This is a genomic window from Neobacillus niacini NBRC 15566 (assembly GCF_001591505.1).
Classification (GTDB): Bacteria; Bacillota; Bacilli; order Bacillales; family Cytobacillaceae; genus Neobacillus; species Neobacillus niacini.
This window is the reverse complement of the sequence record NZ_BCVA01000033.1, coordinates 39,083-56,646: the sequence shown is the minus strand read 5'-3', so window position 1 is coordinate 56,646 and position 17,564 is coordinate 39,083. Positions and strand designations below refer to the sequence as shown.

Genomic DNA, 17,564 nt, shown 5'->3' with positions numbered 1-17,564 from the left:
TGGTTGTCTTTTTTCATTAGGCGTATTGTCTCTTAACGGCATTTTGATATTCCAATGTAAGATTATTAATAATTTGTTGTACGGGTAGAATATCCTTGATTTCATCTACTCTTGCACCAGCAAAGACAAGTCCATTTTCGACATCTCCTCCCATGCTTGTAAGCAGGGAATCAAGGGTACAGAAGCGATAAGAGCAATTTTTCAAACAATCATGGCACTTGGCAATTTTTAATTTGTCGGTACCGCTTATCAATTTTGCAAAGTTATTAACGATCACTCTTCCATGCAAACCTACTGTTGTTTTAACGAGAGCTGTATCTTCCTTTCGAGCGTCCACATATTTCTGTTTGAATGAATTAGGAGCGTCACATTCCTCACTGGCTACAAACCTTGTTCCCATTTGAACCCCAGCAGCACCCATGGAAATAGCTTTCGCAATATCTTCGCCCGTCATGATTCCACCAGCGGCTAGGACAGGGATGGAAACAGCTTCCACTACCTCAGGAAGAATATCAAACATTGGTCTGTCCGTACCAAGATGTCCACCAGCTTCAAATCCCTCCACCACTACAGCTGCAGCTCCAAGTCTTTCTGAAATTCTTGCTAATTTAGCTGAAGAAACAATTGAAATGACAGGAATGCCAGCCTGTCTCCCCCAAGCGTACATATCCCTTGAAATGCCTGCTCCGGAAATAATAAAATCCACCTTTTCTTCAAGTGCTGCTTTCATCTTTTCTGCAAAATCATTCATTGCGAACAATACATTTACGCCGATATATCCGGCATCTTGGACTAAACTTTTTGCTTTTCTAATATGTTCGCGCATTTCATCCGTTGAAATACCAGTACCTGAAATGATTCCAACACCGCCAGCATTTGCTACGGCTGAAGCTAATTTGCTTAATGAAATACCGACTCCCATACCGCCTTGGAAAATGGGTACCTTTGGCATAATATGTGCAATTTTTAATTGTGGAAAATTCAATTTATAACCCCATTTCATTTATTTAAGAATTTAGAACTTACTCTGCATATTACCACCAATTCTCATTTGTGTATGTGATTTTTATCATCAGGTCATAAAAGTAGGTTATAGAATATATTACCAAATAGTTATAAAAGCATAGGACATTACTATTATTATTTTGAAATTGTAATTTACTCGAAACAGAAAGTAACTTTTATTCAATGTCTTTGTAACATTAATAGGGTAAAATAGTGTAAAATAGGTGTGGAATTTTTCCAATATAACTTTGTGTGAAAATTTAAAGGAGGGATAGAATGGCTTCCGCAACAAGCAGGAGTAAATATTTTGATAATGCCAAATTTATATTAATTTTTCTTGTTGTTTTCGGGCATATGATTAGCCCGTATAAGGAACAGGATAAAGTTTTATTTACCTTATATACGGTGATCTTTCTTTTTCACATGCCAGCATTTATTATGATATCCGGCTATTTCGCTAAAGGGTATAAAAAGAAAGGGTACTTGCTGAAAACTTTTCAAAAAATCTTGGTTCCTTATTTTATTTTTCAAATCATCTATTCTGTTTTTTACTTTCTAGTGGGAAAGGAAAAAACACTTGAATTTGATTTGTTCCAGCCGCATTGGTCATTGTGGTTTTTATTAAGTTTATTCTTTTGGAATTTATTACTTTATGTGTTTGCAAGATTGAAATGGGTTGGATTGTTGTTTGCTGTAATACTTGGAATCACAGTAGGTTATTTCGAGGCTGCAGGTAGTTTTATGAGTATATCTCGGACCTTTGTTTTCTTTCCTTATTTCCTTTTAGGGTTCTTATTAAATGGGGACCACCTAAAACGGATCATAGGGGCGAAATTTGCGGTTCCAGCTGGAGTGGTCATTATTTCCATGACGTTTCTATTTTTTGGATTTAGGTTTCCTCAGGATGCCGTCCCGTGGCTGTTAGGAGATACCTCGTATGAAAATATGGGAGGAATGCAGCTTAGTGATGGGTTGCTGCGTGCAATGCAATATGGTTTAACGTTAATTGTAGTGTTTGGCTTCTTGCCGTTAATCCCTTCTAATCAGTATCGGATAACTAAAATTGGTGAAAGAACGCTATATGTTTATTTATTCCATGGGTTTATTATTAAATCTATTCAAGCCATATTACCGAACGCCTTCACAGAAAGTTATTTATTCCTATTAGCCTTCTCCTTCATGGTTTGTATGGTTCTGGGAAGTTATATGATAAAAAAATATACCCGGCCGCTTGTCGAGTTGAAAATATAAAGCCGAGTGTGTTTCACAACACATTCGGCTTTTTTCTATCCTAAAAATCCAAATAACGAACTAACAAATGTCTTCTTTTTTCGATTAAGGTTCCCTTGTTCCAAGGATAGTGGTTTTTCTGGCAGGGTGATTTTCTGAATCTCATGAAGCTGTGACTCTAGGGATTTCACGTGTTTCGTTAAGTCTATAACTTGACTTTGTAATTCTTCTATTTCTCTACGGTGCTGGAGCAGCTGATAGGAGGCAACAGAGTCTGCTTTTGAATTCACCTTTGCTTCTAGTTCACTGACAATGGAATACAATCTTTCAAGTTCAGCATTGCTTTCCATTGCTTTTACTGTTCCTTTCCTAACTTTCTTTTCTTGTACTGGAGCAATTTCTTGAAGCAAAGTTCCATTTTGGATTTGTGTCTTAATATTTTTTAGAAGTTGTATATCCTCATTATTAAAATGATAATGTCCTCGCTCATTCCGTTCCATCGGCAGTTCTAGCTGTTTTACCCATCGCTGTATGGTACTAGCTGATACCCCTAATAATTTTGCAACTTGGTTAGTATTCATCATCATTCCTCCCGCTTAAAAATTTGACTAAAGCAGCAAGTGTCAATACTCTATGACTCCCAAAATTTCCACCATTTCTTCTCTTTTGCCGCGGCCACATCTCGAAAACTTGTTAACAAATCCTGAAAGGCTGCTTCTCTTTGAGTAATTTCATGGCGGAATTGGTCTCGTTCTTTGCCACGCTCAAAACGGTCGATTTCAATCACTTCCGTTAGGTTAAAGATTTCTGTATTTGTAATATCTACATAATGCGCCAGTTCTTCTGTGGATTGAGATAATTGCTTTGATAGCGTATAAATCTCTTCTGAAGTTTCGTGAGAGGCATTGACGATACTTTTTGATAAATAAAGCAGTCTATCGGTTGTCTGTTCTGCATTTTTTTCTAGATGGCCAGATAGGTGTTGAAATTCAGCTTTGGTTGTTTCTGTGGACCTGGTAATTGATTCAGAAAGAGTATTAACCGTATAATGTGCGCCGTCTGCAATTTCCTTTTTTACCTCTTCAACGACTTCCTTTCGGAGAACATTTCTTATTTCCTCTTTTACTTCATTTAAGAAAGTTTGTTTATAGTGATCCATAGCCACGAAAAATTCTTCGGCATTTTTAATGGCAAGCTCCTCATTCGGTACAGGAGTTCGTTCTTGGGCAGCAATTGCCAACTCTGGGACTTCTGGCCCGGAAATTTCTTCTATCGGTTCAGAAATTTCTACTGCACCTTCAGAAACATCTTCTTCGAATTGGGAAAGTTCTTCATCAAATTCATCAGCTATATCTTTAGGAAGATATATTTCATCTTTCAGTTCAGAAATTATGTTTTCAATATCAGTTTCACCACGCAAGGTTTGTAAAATCATCGTCGTATTTAGTTTTTTATCATGCAGTTCTTTAATTTCTAAAAGTAAATCTATTTCTACTTGTGAATAAATTCTAGCTCCTTGTTTGGTACGGGGAATATCTAAAAATTCTTCAAGTTCTTCTTCCCATTTCTTTAATGTAGCAGGTTTAACATTTATTTTTTTGGAAACTTCCTTTAAAGTGAAAGTTCTCATAAGTATTCAAATCCCTTCTATCTAATTTACGGAAAAATAGCTCTTGATAGTAAATTCTCTATGAAACCCCTCATTTTCCTGCAGAGTGACAAAAGCTATCAAAACAAGACGTATAACACGAAATACCAACAAATTTATGCAAAAAAAGCTGTGCGCAATGCACAGCTTTTGTTTATTCAACAATCCCTAGGGTTTTTAATCCGTTAAAAATTCCTGAATCATTTACGGTTGTAGTTTTATGTTTCACATATTGAAAGAGGTCAGGATGACCATTTCCCATCGCAAACCCTTCACCGACACTCATCAGCATTTCTTTATCATTTAAGCCGTCTCCAAACGCAATAGCACTTTCCTTTGAAAGACCCAGATGCTCAAGTATGTACTGAACGGCAATCCCTTTATTGACTTTGTCTCTAATGACATCATAACAATGTCGCATTCCTTCAAGGTTTACTTGCGATAAGTGAATTTCATCTTCCATTTTATATAAAGCTATTTCCTCAGATTCTACGTTTATTAAGGTCATTCCAAGAACCTCATAATCGTTTGTTGGTAAGTAAGTGTCGTTTTTATGTAAATGGAACTTCACGATAAATTCTTTCACACAATCTGCTTCTAGGTCAGTGAATATATTTTGATCCTTGGTATAGAAAACCAGTTCATGTTGATACTTTTTCGCTATGTCAATGAATTGTTTAACACTTTCCTTTTTCATCGGTTCCCGGAAGAGGTCCTTACCTTGATAAATGGCGAAAGCACCATTATACCCGATAAGTGAGTTAACCTTTAACAGATCTGCAAGCTCTCTTATTTCGTGTAAGGGTCTGCCTGTTGCTAGGAAAACCTCTATCCCGACTTTTTGAGCCTGCTGAATCGCTGTGATGGTAGTTTTATCAATGGAATCATCAGACTTGATGATGGTTCCATCAATATCTAAAAATAAAACTTTATATTTAGACATTGTCATGCTCCTTTTTTGATGTATGTTTTTTAGTTTACCATTTATAACTTATAGATAAAATAATCCTAGAGGGAATAATAGTACCAGACAACTTCGGCAAAAAGGTGGATCTAACAGTTATGTTAAGAAATATAATCTTTTTTCTGTTTTTTATTAGCCTTCCGGGGCATGCATTAGCACAGCAGAAGGTACCAATTTTAATTTACCATTCAATTAATGAATATAAGGGTCTAGGATCGAAGGAGTTATTTGTAACACCAGAGAATTTCGAAAAACAAATGCTTTATTTGAAAAATAAAGGATATACTTTATTAACATTTGAGAGATGGAACGATATTGGGAAGTATAACAAACCTATTTTTATAACATTTGATGATGGTTATAAGAATAATCAACATGCATTTGAAATCCTTCAAAAACTAAAAGATAACCAATTTAAGCCGTCAGCGACCTTTTTTGTCATTTCTGATTTTATTGGTCTTTCCAATCGATTATCTCAGTCTGAGTTAAAAGTGATGGCAGCATCCGGTATTATATCTGTTCAGTCCCACACAGCTACACATCCTGATTTGACAAAGTCAGATAATCTTCAATATGAATTAAAGGGATCAAAGGAAAAAATTGAGAGAATTACTGGAAAACCTGTCATTGCTCTCGCATATCCATATGGAAACGTTAATGATCGAGTGACTTCTGAAGTGAAGAAATATTATTCATTTGGATTAACTACAACACCAGAACTATTTACCAAGAAGGGGCTTAAATACGAGCTTTTTTACCTTCCACGTGTGTATGTAAAGTATTCTACCACTCTCGAAGAGTTTGCTGCTATGGTTAAATAATGGTCAAACAAGCACCAAATAGTGATGATTCATGAGCAATCGATAGAAAACTGAGTGTTTTTAGTTTAAATTGGAGACTTGCGAGTGAATTTACGTAAATATTCCTCTTTACAATGAATCAGGTTGAAGATAAAATTATCGTCATAATCCACACGAAATCCTATATGTCGGCCAAAACCCAAATGGGTACGGAGGAACCACTAATCAGGGGTTAATTCTACAAAGTAGAAAGGATGAGACTGTCTTTCGCCATCCTACCCGTCAGCTAACTTCGTCGGCTAAAGCGAAGGAGGTCATAGACCGCCAAGTACAGGGGCTTTTTTGTTTTTTTGAGACAGAATAAGCAGCTTGACTGAAATGGAGGGTCTTTTATTTATGCCTATTTTTAGGGAACAGGTGAAGAAAATGACATTAAAAGATTATTTAACGAAATTGAAAATAGGTTTGCCAAAAACAATGGTCCATCTCGATAAACAGGTATATGAGGCTGGAAGTGTTATTAATGGCACTATCGAGATAACGGGCGGAATGTTAAAAAATAGAATAAAAAGATATGATATTGACCTCGTGGGCATTGATTCAAAGGCCTTTGTAGAAGAAACATTAAATAGTCATTCTGTTTTCTGTTCTCTTGAGTGCAGTCCAAATCAGACCGGAAAGATTTCTTTTTTTATCGATGTTCCAGACGATATAAAAAAAGATCAAAATACCTTTCAATATTCGTTAATGATTAATATTGATCTAGGAAATGCAAATAATATTACTCAAAATGTACCGATTATGATAGGGGCCGTTTCATAGTATATCTATTAAAACTAGTTATTCATTGTAAATCGGAAGATTATCCTATTTATTGATATAGCATTGTAAACTGCTAGAAATTTCTATGTAAACTTGCACAAGTATAATAAAGTTAACATATGACTTTATAGGCGGGTGCAATGATGGAAGAAACAATGGTAAAATCTTATTTACAGAAATCATTAGAAGAATGGAAGGATGATATTTCAGTAGTCCTTTCTGAAATTGATAAAGAATATGAAGAAGTGGCACAAGAATTAAAAGTTTACTCATACAAATACGGGATTACCAAGCAAGTTATCCAGTCGACAGTGAATGAGGAAATTATTGAGAGTATACGCCAAAGGTATCATAAACCGTTTGAGGAAAGTTATAATCAATTAAAGGAATATATAAAAGATTTAGAAGAGAAGCAACGCGTTTTTCATATGTTTGTGCAAAAAATTGATGAAGTAAACCGCAAGGAATCTTCTAAGGCTGCAAATGTATAATTCATAATATAGTCTGGTCCATATGGATCAGGCTTTTTTTATCATTCTTTGCGAATTATCGGCAAGTGGAGGAATTTTGCATATAGTAATTAACAGGATTTTATCGAGAGGTGCTGAAGTATGATTACTGCAAGGATCGGAAGCAAGTGTTATCGTCTGCCAGAAAATCTAGAGGATTATTTTAATAAGTTTCGGTCTGAGATTATTGGCATTGATCAGAAATTTCACTCGCCATTTGGTATGAAACCGATTATTTATGCGGATTGGACGGCAAGCGGAAGATTATTTCGACCTATTGAACAAAAAATCTCGGAGGTATTTGGTCCGTTTATGGCAAATACGCATACGGAATCCAATATAACGAGTCTAATGATGACTGGTATCTATAATCAATCGAGAAAAATCATTAAGGAACATGTAAATGCTGATGAGAACGACGCGCTAATTCTTGATGGTTTTGGAATGACGTCTGTTATGAATAAATTACAGAGATTACTGGGGCTTAGAGTACCAGAGCAATGGAGAGACAGCATGAAGATTGCTGAAAAACCCATTGTTTTTCTCACCCATATGGAGCACCATTCCAATCATACTTCATGGCTTGAAACAATGGCAGATGTGGAGATTATCAGGCCAGACGCGAGAGGCGGAATAGATGTAAGTCATCTGGAACACCTTCTTTATCATTATCGGGACAGAGGCATTAAGATTGGCTCCTTTACGGCTTGCTCGAACGTAACTGGAATACAAACCCCTTATCATCAGCTGGCAAAAATCATGCATAGGCACGGAGGACTTTGTTTTGTAGATTTTGCTGCCTCTGCACCCTATGTGAGGATTGATATGCACCCAAAAGATCCGATGGAAAAACTCGACGCCATTCTCTTTTCTCCACATAAATTTTTAGGTGGACCCGGTACGAGTGGTGTCTTACTATTTGACAAAAGAATTTATACAAGTAAGGTACCAGATCATCCTGGAGGAGGAACGGTTACATGGACAAATCCTTGGGGTGGACACCAATACATTAAGGACATCGAGCTTCGGGAGGATGGTGGAACCCCTGGTATTCTTCAAGCAATCCGTACGGCTTTATGTATAAAGTTAAAGGAACAAATGGGTGTTGAGAATATTTTAAAGAGAGAAAAAGAACAGCTAAAGCTGCTTTTAACTGGATTAGAAAAGATTCCTAATCTGCATGTATTAGAGAGTCATCAACGAAACCGGATTGGGATAGTTTCATTTACTGTTACCAACATTCATTACAATCTTATTGTCCGGCTGTTAAATGACCGGTTTGGATTTCAGGTTCGAGGTGGATGTTCATGTGCCGGAACGTACGGTCATTATCTATTGAAAATAGACCAGAACAAATCTAAACAAATTTCAAATAAAATTGATTTAGGTGATTTGTCTTCCAAGCCAGGCTGGGTTAGGTTTTCGATACACCCGGTAATGTCTAATGCTGAAATTCAAATGTTTATTAAGGCGATGAAGGAGATTACGACTAATATTGTGGATTGGAAAAATGATTATGTGTATGACCCGGCTACAAATGATTATTTTTATACAAAACACACTCGTGAGGATATGTCAGTATTCTTTAATCTAGAGGAGTAATATGATTGCAAAAACCCAAAAGTTGCATTCTGACGCTAATCGTCCGGTTCGCAGCTTTTTTATGTGGCAACGCTTCTTATATCCCCACATATGTTAATAAGAAAAAGGTGGGGATAACATGATTCACATTGTGAAGCGGGGCGAAACACTTTACCAAATCTCTTTGGATTATCGGGTAAGCCTCGCCAGTCTTTATGCAGCCAATCCTGGGGTTAATTACCAGCAGTTATATGTAGGACAAAAAATTCAAATTCCAGGTCTGCCGGATCCGAATACAATCCCCTATTCGATACAAATCTCGATAGGGAAGAGAAGACTTTCGTTATACAGAAATGGAAGGTTAGAAAAAATCTATCCGATTGCAGTAGGGAAAATGCTAACTGGAACCCCGACTGGTGATTTTGTCATAGTTAATCGACAAATGAATCCTGGTGGACCTTTTGGTGTATTGTGGATGTCTTTATCGCAACAAGGCTATGGAATTCACGGTACGAATGATCCGAGTTCAATAGGAAAAGCAGTTTCACACGGTTGTGTGCGAATGCATAACCGTGATGTACTCCAACTTGCTGAAAAGGTTCCCAATGGTACAAGAGTTATAATCAGACCGTGAAAATAACAGTGGTGGCCGATTTTCTATTAGAATCGGCCTTGTTTTATTTATAAAAGTGAATCTAATGCAACCCATCAACCGTATAACATATATGGAGTTAAATTGTCATTGGGGGTTGGTAGCGTGTGGGGGCTTTTAGCGGTCCATATGATTATTATCCTTTTATTCCTTATCCTTGGTTGGGCAGTAAGGAAGAAGGAAGCCTATTGGTTAATTTCTGGTTTTGCCTCTCGTCCAAAGGAAGAACAGGAAGAGTTAATTCACAGTGGTTATCTCCATAAAATAGGCAGCTTACTAATCGTTACGGCTATGGGTATGTTGATATTGCTTCCGCTTATGTTTACAACCTTTAAGTATGTGATGGAAGTTCAATTTGGATTTATGATGATATTTTTAATGGGTGGAATGGTTTACCTATCTAAATATGAAGTTCCAAAGAAGCGGAAGAGGAGTTATATCATAAATATTACGCTGTTTATTGCCATTATTGGCGGAATAAGTGGTCTTACTTATTATAGCTATCAGGGATATGAGTTAGTAACAAAGGAAGAGAGTTTCGAGATTACAGGGATGTACGGAGATGAATGGAATTATGAAGATATTACTTCAATTGAATTAATGGAAGAACTGCCTCAGGTTACTATCAGGACAAATGGGGTGGGACTGCCCACACTTTCAAAAGGACATTTTAAAGTGACTGGTTATGGCAGCAGTCTGCTCTTTATTCAAAAAGTGTCATCCCCGTATATTTATATTGAATTGAAAGATAAGAAGATTTTTATAAATGATAAGAATCCCGAGCACACGAAGACTTGGTTTGAGCAGGTAAGGGAGAAAGCGGAATTAAGACAATAAAAATCTCACCTCCTTAGCAGGGGAGGTGAGATTTTTTTGATTATTTGTAGATTACAATCGAACCAACCGATTTATCTTTAGCTTGTCCGTTCACACGAACCTTAAGTCCATAGTTACCGATTTTACGTCCGGCATCTGGCATGAACGTGTTTTCAAAAGAGTTGCTGTCATTAAACAGCGAAACCGCTGGCTGACTTGGTCCTAACAATGTTTGAAGTCCTGGATAGTCAAGATCTAATCCAGAAGTTGGATTTAAGCCAAAAGCTGCATCAGCTATATGATAACGAGTAGAAGCTTGGACAGGATCAGAACCATTGGCAAAGCTCCATAATAAGTCTGTATTTGGATGAGCATCTACAACTCCGACGAAACCTTCGCCAGGGTGTTCACCTGTCCAGTTGTCAGTATAAGTTGGATCTACATACCAAACGACAAGACCTCCGTCATAGCTCATTATAGAGTTTCCGCGTTTAATATTTGCTAGACCCTGGTCGACACCAGCGTGATTACGCCATTCTAATAGGTAATAGTGATCAGAATATTTATTTCCGTCTGATTTTTCAAATCCACTTAAACTAAAAACGGATGAGTTATTTTCAGCACCATCATCAACTAAAGTTTGACCATCAGCAATAACTTTAATGTTATCAGCAAAGAAACCAATATGGGAAGTACCCCAATCCGTAGCATAACGCAGGCGAAGTTGTATGCTCTTACCAGCAAAAGCTGATAAATCAAAGGATTGAGCCTGCCAGCCATTTGAATTACCTGTAAAACCTGGCATTGAATCTAGGATGGTAGGGTAACCCTGGCTTGTTACGTCTGAACGAGTATTTGCGTTACCTAATGACTTCCAAGTTGCACCATTGTCTTCTGAAACCTGAACAAAGGCAAAATCCCATTGTTCTTCAATATCGTACCAAGCGTCAAAAGTTAAAGTAGCAGATGATTTTCCAGTTAAATTAACGGTTGTAACCATTTTGCTATCAATTTCATCTGCTTGTCCACCCCAATATTGGGAGGTGCCCGCAGCAGGAGTGTTTACTGGTGTTTTCTTTTGAGGCAAGTTTACTTTAGCGGCAATGGCATTTTTACCATTTGGTGAGTTTGCTTGATCAAGTAATACTTGTGTACCTTTGGTCGTTACTTCATTCCAGTCTAATTCAACCGTGTCATTTGTCCAGTTTCCACCAAGGTAGGATTGGAAATATGATTTTGCCAACGGCGAGAAACCGGTTGGTTCTGTACCGCCTATTTTACCAGCCCATGAACCACTTGCCATAATTGACCAGTAAGCAACTGCCTCACCAGTACCAGAGTAGATTGTATCGTATTCATCAGGGTACCCTAAATCATGACCATATTCATGTGCAAATACTCCGGTTGCACCATCTTCAGGCATCATAGTGTAATCATAAAATCCAGGTAAGCCCTTACCTAATCCATCAGGGTCTACAAAGGATGCTGAACGGTGAGACCAAATTGCGTTATCTGCTAATGATCCGCCACCCGCTTCTTGACCGACACCTGAGTGAATAATCATTAAGTGGTCTACTAAACCGTCTTTTTCAAGTAAGTTTCCGTCCCCATCTAAATCGTGTGGATCTTCTAAATCATATTGATCTAAAGGAATACCAGCAGCTTTTGCTGCAGCGTAAGTATCTGCAACTAATTTTTTTGAACCACCCGGAGCTACGTTGTCATGACCGCCAGATGCTTTGTCAGCGCCATAAAAAGCTGCTGTTCCTGGAACCTTTAGCCAGCCATATGCTTTACCAGCTACTGAGTATGTTCCCCCCGATTGCTCTTTGTAAAATTGTTTCATGGATACAAAATTTTCGCCGTTTGGACCTTTTACTCCATTTTCCCCAAAAATCATATCCTCAAAGTGTTCTAATGGATAATCAGGGTAGTAATTATCAGATTCATCCTTCTTAATGTTATTATGAGCAAAGTCAGAGTACTCAACAGCTAAAACAAGAACCTTATCCTCTCTAGCTGCACCAGTATAATCGGATTCTTGAACAGGATCTGGATTACCCTTTAAATGCCCGTTTTTCTTTCCTTTGCCATTTAATAGACCATTGTTAAATTCCTTAAAATTACTTTGTTTTTCTGCTTCAGCCTTTTTTACTTTAGCGGTTAATGGATCTGATTCCTTAACTTTGGATTGTTTCCCTTTTAGCTCAAGGTAATTTTTAAGGAATGTTTGCTTTACTTCTTCTGAAGCATTTTTTGGGAGAAGCCCTTGTTTCATAAAAGATTCTATTAAACGCTCTTCATTCACAATCGCTAAATCGAGTGAGCTGTTTGAAGAAAAAGATGAGGCTTCCGCTTTATGTAGTCCCACATTCTCATATGAAGCATCAATACTTGGGAATCCTGCAACTAAAGTACCAGCAAGCATAACAGAAGAAAGGCTAGTTTTTATAAACTTATTCAATTGTATTCCCCATTTCAATGTTTTCGGCCGTATTCATATAATATTTTGAAAATTACGACAGAACAATAGGAAAATTTACCCCAATTTATAGCTGTAATCATTGGTGTATAGGTCTAATAGGATGGTATTTCGACATAAAACCGGGTGGTTTTGTTGCTATTTGTCGAATTATAAAGAAAAATAAATGTGTTTTGAAAATAATAATAATTTATTTTCAGTGGTAATTAGTTGTGTGCGTGTTGAAAAACATTTGAGTACCAAAGAAGTAGTGGCAACTAGGTTGAAAATAAAAATGGGGGCAATTATTAACAGGTTATAGCATGAAATCAGTTGTATCTTAAACTCTTTTTTATTATATGAAAATATCAAGGTGTATTAATTGTTATGTTGATATACTAAAAGTGGCTGTAATCTTTTCTAAAAATATTCAATATCATCCAACATTTTTAAAAGATGAAGGATATTACGGTATATGTTGGAATGAAAAGGTGGGTTTTTCAAATACTAACTATAAACTCATGAATGAAATGGGATATGTGTATGAAGAAACCAAAGAAACGAAATAAAATACCATTTATAATATTGTTTATCATCCATACAAGCATGCTTGGCTACTCTTTTTACAAAAGCAAAAATAAAAAGCAATTATTCACACTATTAATGGCTGATATCGGATTTGCTTATTTGTTAGAGTATGTAGTTTTAAATGTCTTTCATGCCTATACTTATAAACCGAAAATAATGAAAAAGAACTTTTTTGACAACGTTTTTGGCGCTATTTTATCCCAAGGTATTTTTGTGCCTTTTACAGCTGTTTTCTCTACGGTATTAAAAATAGGGTGGGTTGGTAAATTATTTCTCGGAGGAGTTTATTTTTCGTTAGTTGAACTAATATTTATAAGGTTAAAAGTTTATAAACATAATTGGTGGAGAACGATTTATACATTAATTTTGATTCCTTTGTACTTTAAAATTAGTGACTGGTGGAAAATGTTTTTAGAAAAAAGGAATCCAATCGTTCGTGTGATTTCTCTTTTTTTAATGATATTGGTCACAGAAGCGAATTTGTTATTTTTATTTGCTGCAACAAGAAAGATTCGCTTCGGTATCGGGAGATATCATGCTTGGAGAGAACATTTTATTATGGTTCCGTTATATGCCATTACCCTTTCTTCCTTTTCAACATTGTCATTTTTGAAACAGAATAATTGGTCTTCAAAGCTAAGGGTTTTAATAATGACAATTGGATTAGATCAACTATTTAAGAGGGGGAAAGTAGTAAAGGATAAGTTTCATGTAGTAGATTATTTTACGGTCAGAGTCCTGGTAATATTTTTATATGGATGGTTTAGAGATATTGTTTATGGAGTGAGAAACAGAGGTGAACATAATAGTGAGGGTAAAGTGCTGGAAAAGAATCATAAATCGACATAAAAAAAACGCCTTTGGGCGTTAGGGTATGTATTGTAATTAGTAATGAACCATGATAGAATAGTGTTGGTCTTAAATGGTAATTCCGAGAACGGCAAATTACCTCTATAATATAATAACATACAACGATGTGGCTGTCAAACATTTTGGGACAAAATTTTCTGGAGAGTGGTCAAATGAGTGATACGGTAAAAAATGACCTGCAGTTGGAGCAGGAACGTGTAAATTTTGTTAGTAAGGAAATTGATAGGAAAAAGCTAAAACTCCAGAAGAACACTGGAGGTGTTACTTCAGATGTGCTGGAACTTCGAAAGACTTTCTGGGAAGATGTAACCGTAAATATGGATGAACCGGATGATGTGATTGAGACGGCTGCGAGCATAAAGCAACAAGCGGAGTTATTATCAGAGCGGGAACGTACGTTTAAACAAATGGATAAACAGATTCGAATCCTTGAACGCTTAAAATATTCACCGTATTTTGGACGGATTGATTTTTTAGAAACAAATGAAAAAAATGTTGATCAGGTTTATCTCGGAATTGCTTCTTTAATGGATGAGCATGATGAGAATTTTTTAATTTATGATTGGCGTGCCCCTATTTCAAGCCTATATTATGATTATGCTCCAGGTCCTGCTTCTTATCCAACCATGGATGGGGAAATCGAAGGCGAAATGAAGCTGAAAAGACAATTTATCATTCGTGATTCCAACATAAAAGCGATGTTTGATACTGGTGTAACCATTGGTGACGAGATGCTCCAAGAGGTCCTTGGGAATAATGCAAACGCCCAAATGAAAAGTATTGTCGCTACGATTCAGCGGGAACAAAACTTGATTATCCGTAATGAGCGAAGTAAACTCCTTATTGTTCAAGGAGTAGCAGGCAGCGGTAAAACATCTGCAGCCCTCCAAAGGGTTGCGTATTTATTGTATAGATATCGTGAAACCATAAAGTCAGAGAATATCATGTTATTTTCGCCAAACCCGTTATTTAATTCCTACGTATCGACGGTACTCCCTGAACTAGGGGAAGAGAACATGGAGCAGGCGACCTTTATGGAATATTTAAACCATCGAATTGGCAGTGAATTCGATGTGGAGGACCCTTTTGATCAGATGGAATTTTTACTGAATGAGGAGGAACATCCCGACTACTTTGCACGGTTAAGAGGGATCCGGTATAAGGCAAGTCTTGCGTTCAAAGAGAACATTGATCAATATGTAAGTGTACTATCCAATAAAGGTTTGTTTTTTAAAGATCTAGTTTTTCGAGGCGAAATGATTTTTTCTAAGGAACTCATCTATGATTATTTTTATTCCCTCGATGATAGCTTCACTATCCCTAATCGAATGGAAATGGTAAGGGATTGGCTGTTAAGAGAGTTAAAGAGAAAAGTCAGACAGGAACGCTCTAAAAGCTGGGTGGAGGATGAGATTCAATTTCTTGAAAAAGAGGATTATTTAGAGGCATACCAAGAATTAGAAGGGAAAGACCGTTTTACCGAGAAGAGTTTTGATGATTTTGAACAGGAACAAAAGCTTCTTGCTGAAAAGGTAGTCAAACAAAAATTCAGGCCATTATTTTCTCGTGTTAAAAAGTTGAATTTTCTCGATATGAAGGGATTGTACAGCCAGTTATTTATAAAGGGTGTTGATAACCAAGAAGTCCTTCTGGATGACTGGACTCAAATTTGTACGCACACACTTAATACATTAGCAAACTATAAAATATCTTACGAGGATGCGACGCCTTTTGTTTACCTACAGGATTTAATAAAAGGAAGAAAATCTTCTACGGGTATTCGACATATTTTTATTGATGAGGCTCAGGACTATTCCCCATTTCAGTTTGCCTTGATTCAAAGACTTTTCCCTTATAGTAAAATGACGCTGCTTGGGGACTTTAATCAAGCTATTTTCTCAGGTGCAACAGGATCAGCCACAGTTATTTCGGATTATGAGGAAAAAGGGGAAGATGTTGAAAAGATTATTTTGACAAAAACCTATCGTTCTACAAAGGAAATTGTTGATTTCACCAGCAGCTTGATTGATGGTGGTGAAACAATTGAACCATTTAATCGCCATGGCAAAAAGCCAACGATAAAACTAACAGAGGCAAGCCAAATAAATGGATTTATTTTGAGTGAAATAAATGAATTTATGAAAGAAGGGCATCGAACCGTTGCGGTTATTTGTAGAACAGCGGCAGAGAGTAAAAGGGTATACTCTGCATTAAAGGAGTATATCCCTGTACACCTAATTGAAAAGGCGACGATTGCTTATGAAAAAGGAATATTGGTAATCCCGTCATATTTGGCAAAGGGAATTGAGTTCGATGCTGTCATTCTTTATGATAGTTCTCAATATAAAAATGAGAGTGAACGGAAATTATTCTACACCGTGTGCACGCGTGCGATGCACAGACTGCACATGTATGCTGCGAATGGAATCAGTCCTCTCATGGACAGAGTTCCGGAGACCTTATACGAGTGGGAATAAAAAAACAGCGGCCAAAATGGTATTGGTCGCTGTCTTTTATACTTTAGTTATTCTTCCATTGCTTTTCTACCTGTTCAAATGCAAGTTGGTAAATTTCCTCATCGGATGTGTTTGGATTTGCTAAAACATTGGTTAGATACACTTTTCCATCATAGGTTACTTTTACATTTACTTGGAGCATAAAATCACCTTTCTCATTCAGATTTGAATGCCTCTTAGGCTCATTGATATAATTTTATTGTTCAAATAGAAGGGGGAACATGTATGTCAGTCCAATTTGAAGAGATAACAAAAGAAACGCTTTATATTGCGCTTGAAATGATAAATTCAAATCCAGAATACAATCTTGTTGAAAATGGCATTGCCCTAAGAGAGCTTGCAGATATAAAAGAAGAGTTTTTGAACCAAGAAACCATTAGTGTTTTTATTAAGCTTGATGAAACCTATATTGGGGTTATGGATTACTTATTGGAAAATCCAAAAGACCAAAGCCCATGGCTGGGGCTATTAATGATTCATCGTGATTATCAAGGATTTGGTTTTGGTGCACAAGCATATGCACTTTATGAAAGTGAAATGCATAATCGAGGTTTGAAGTGTGTTCGACTCGGTGTCATAAAAGAAAATGTAAAGGCAAAACAGTTCTGGGAATCATTGGGGTTTCTTAATATTAAAACAGCTTTTAATGAAAATGGCAAGGAAATTTTAGTGTTTGAAAAAAACTTCCCGAAGGAAGTATTAGACCTCTAGTAATAGAAACTCTTCGGCAAACCGCTGGACTTGGAGTTTGTCGACGTTATTCTTTCTGTACAAAGATTCTGCCAAAATTAAAGGGGCTTGAAAAGCTGCATTTCTTTTTAAATCCCTAATGGACACATCGCCATTTAATAATTGAATGGCTTTTTCTCGGATGTCTTGACTCGTAGAAGAATGATATAGGAGATACGCAATACAAGTAACTTTATCCAACACCAACACTCCTTATTTATATCAAGAATCTAACATATACAAATAATTCAACTTCCTTTATCGAAAATCCTGCTAAATATTCTGAATTTTTCATAGAGCAACATGATTTTTGTAGAATATTGCTTATTTAGCGGGAGTTTTATATAATATTGAAGGGATAAAAGAAACAAAA

General features: G+C 36.6%; 18 protein-coding genes and 1 riboswitch. Of the genes, 11 read left to right on the top strand and 7 right to left on the bottom strand.

The window, feature by feature from the left end:
• Nucleotides 1–16: 16 nt before the first annotated feature.
• Nucleotides 17–1,003, bottom strand: coding sequence for an NAD(P)H-dependent flavin oxidoreductase (locus BANA01_RS20400; protein WP_174524437.1), 987 nt, complete (start codon nucleotides 1,001–1,003; stop codon nucleotides 17–19).
• 278 nt (nucleotides 1,004–1,281) lie between these two features.
• Here BANA01_RS20400 and BANA01_RS20395 point away from each other — a divergent pair, with 278 nt between their 5' ends.
• On the top strand, nucleotides 1,282–2,256 hold the full coding sequence (locus tag BANA01_RS20395; protein ID WP_063254481.1) for an acyltransferase family protein: 975 nt from the start codon (nucleotides 1,282–1,284) through the stop codon (nucleotides 2,254–2,256).
• 35 nt (nucleotides 2,257–2,291) lie between these two features.
• Here the strand turns inward: BANA01_RS20395 and BANA01_RS20390 are convergent, their stop codons facing one another.
• The 3 genes from BANA01_RS20390 to BANA01_RS20380 all read right to left on the bottom strand — a co-directional run bounded on the left by BANA01_RS20390 (nucleotide 2,292) and on the right by BANA01_RS20380 (nucleotide 4,826).
• Entirely contained in the window at nucleotides 2,292–2,816 is a 525-nt protein-coding gene (locus BANA01_RS20390; protein WP_063254479.1) for a MerR family transcriptional regulator, read from the bottom strand.
• 50 nt (nucleotides 2,817–2,866) lie between these two features.
• A complete protein-coding gene (locus BANA01_RS20385; protein ID WP_063254478.1) occupies nucleotides 2,867–3,865 on the bottom strand; it encodes a MerR family transcriptional regulator in 999 nt (332 codons plus the stop codon).
• 172 nt (nucleotides 3,866–4,037) lie between these two features.
• The gene (locus tag BANA01_RS20380; RefSeq protein WP_063254476.1) at nucleotides 4,038–4,826 is read right to left on the bottom strand and encodes an HAD family hydrolase; all 789 of its coding nucleotides are present in this window, start codon (nucleotides 4,824–4,826) and stop codon (nucleotides 4,038–4,040) included.
• A gap of 119 nt (nucleotides 4,827–4,945) precedes the next feature.
• Between BANA01_RS20380 and BANA01_RS20375 the strand changes: the two genes are divergently transcribed.
• The 6 genes from BANA01_RS20375 to BANA01_RS20350 all read left to right on the top strand — a co-directional run bounded on the left by BANA01_RS20375 (nucleotide 4,946) and on the right by BANA01_RS20350 (nucleotide 10,048).
• Complete coding sequence (locus tag BANA01_RS20375; RefSeq protein ID WP_063254474.1) at nucleotides 4,946–5,668, top strand: polysaccharide deacetylase family protein; 723 nt, start codon at nucleotides 4,946–4,948, stop codon at nucleotides 5,666–5,668.
• A gap of 159 nt (nucleotides 5,669–5,827) precedes the next feature.
• A riboswitch (cyclic di-AMP (ydaO/yuaA leader) is annotated at nucleotides 5,828–5,963 on the top strand.
• 80 nt (nucleotides 5,964–6,043) lie between these two features.
• Nucleotides 6,044–6,469, top strand: coding sequence for a sporulation protein (locus BANA01_RS20370; protein WP_063254472.1), 426 nt, complete (start codon nucleotides 6,044–6,046; stop codon nucleotides 6,467–6,469).
• A gap of 143 nt (nucleotides 6,470–6,612) precedes the next feature.
• On the top strand, nucleotides 6,613–6,960 hold the full coding sequence (locus BANA01_RS20365; RefSeq protein ID WP_063254470.1) for a hypothetical protein: 348 nt from the start codon (nucleotides 6,613–6,615) through the stop codon (nucleotides 6,958–6,960).
• A gap of 120 nt (nucleotides 6,961–7,080) precedes the next feature.
• Nucleotides 7,081–8,580: an aminotransferase class V-fold PLP-dependent enzyme gene (locus BANA01_RS20360; RefSeq protein WP_063254469.1), complete on the top strand. Its 1,500-nt coding sequence runs from the start codon at nucleotides 7,081–7,083 to the stop codon at nucleotides 8,578–8,580.
• A 118-nt stretch (nucleotides 8,581–8,698) separates the two neighbouring features.
• Entirely contained in the window at nucleotides 8,699–9,193 is a 495-nt protein-coding gene (locus BANA01_RS20355) for a L,D-transpeptidase family protein (RefSeq protein ID WP_063254467.1), read from the top strand.
• Nucleotides 9,194–9,316: 123 nt separating this feature from the next.
• Nucleotides 9,317–10,048 (top strand): DUF3784 domain-containing protein, encoded by a 732-nt coding sequence (locus BANA01_RS20350; RefSeq protein ID WP_063254465.1) that lies wholly within the window; start codon nucleotides 9,317–9,319, stop codon nucleotides 10,046–10,048.
• A 40-nt stretch (nucleotides 10,049–10,088) separates the two neighbouring features.
• On the opposite strand, the gene BANA01_RS20345 is transcribed toward BANA01_RS20350, so the two are convergent.
• Nucleotides 10,089–12,491 (bottom strand): immune inhibitor A domain-containing protein, encoded by a 2,403-nt coding sequence (locus BANA01_RS20345; RefSeq protein ID WP_063254463.1) that lies wholly within the window; start codon nucleotides 12,489–12,491, stop codon nucleotides 10,089–10,091.
• Between the two features lie 401 nt (nucleotides 12,492–12,892).
• On the opposite strand from BANA01_RS20345, the gene BANA01_RS30000 reads away from it, so the two are divergent.
• The 3 genes from BANA01_RS30000 (at nucleotide 12,893) to helD (ending at nucleotide 16,423) form a co-directional block, all read left to right on the top strand.
• A complete protein-coding gene (locus tag BANA01_RS30000; protein ID WP_169803729.1) occupies nucleotides 12,893–13,057 on the top strand; it encodes a hypothetical protein in 165 nt (54 codons plus the stop codon).
• The gene (locus BANA01_RS20340; RefSeq protein WP_063254461.1) at nucleotides 13,032–13,925 is read left to right on the top strand and encodes a hypothetical protein; all 894 of its coding nucleotides are present in this window, start codon (nucleotides 13,032–13,034) and stop codon (nucleotides 13,923–13,925) included. The genes BANA01_RS30000 and BANA01_RS20340 overlap by 26 nt, the downstream gene beginning before the upstream one ends.
• 173 nt (nucleotides 13,926–14,098) lie before the next feature.
• A complete protein-coding gene (gene helD, locus BANA01_RS20335; RefSeq protein ID WP_063254459.1) occupies nucleotides 14,099–16,423 on the top strand; it encodes an RNA polymerase recycling motor HelD in 2,325 nt (774 codons plus the stop codon).
• A 43-nt stretch (nucleotides 16,424–16,466) separates the two neighbouring features.
• Here the strand turns inward: helD and BANA01_RS20330 are convergent, their stop codons facing one another.
• On the bottom strand, nucleotides 16,467–16,604 hold the full coding sequence (locus BANA01_RS20330; protein ID WP_063254457.1) for a BA3454 family stress response protein: 138 nt from the start codon (nucleotides 16,602–16,604) through the stop codon (nucleotides 16,467–16,469).
• Nucleotides 16,605–16,687: 83 nt separating this feature from the next.
• Here BANA01_RS20330 and BANA01_RS20325 point away from each other — a divergent pair, with 83 nt between their 5' ends.
• Complete coding sequence (locus tag BANA01_RS20325) at nucleotides 16,688–17,173, top strand: GNAT family N-acetyltransferase (protein WP_063254455.1); 486 nt, start codon at nucleotides 16,688–16,690, stop codon at nucleotides 17,171–17,173.
• Here the strand turns inward: BANA01_RS20325 and BANA01_RS20320 are convergent.
• Complete coding sequence (locus BANA01_RS20320; RefSeq protein WP_063254453.1) at nucleotides 17,162–17,392, bottom strand: hypothetical protein; 231 nt, start codon at nucleotides 17,390–17,392, stop codon at nucleotides 17,162–17,164. The two genes, BANA01_RS20325 and BANA01_RS20320, sit on opposite strands and share 12 nt — an antisense overlap.
• Between the last annotated feature and the right edge of the window lie 172 nt (nucleotides 17,393–17,564).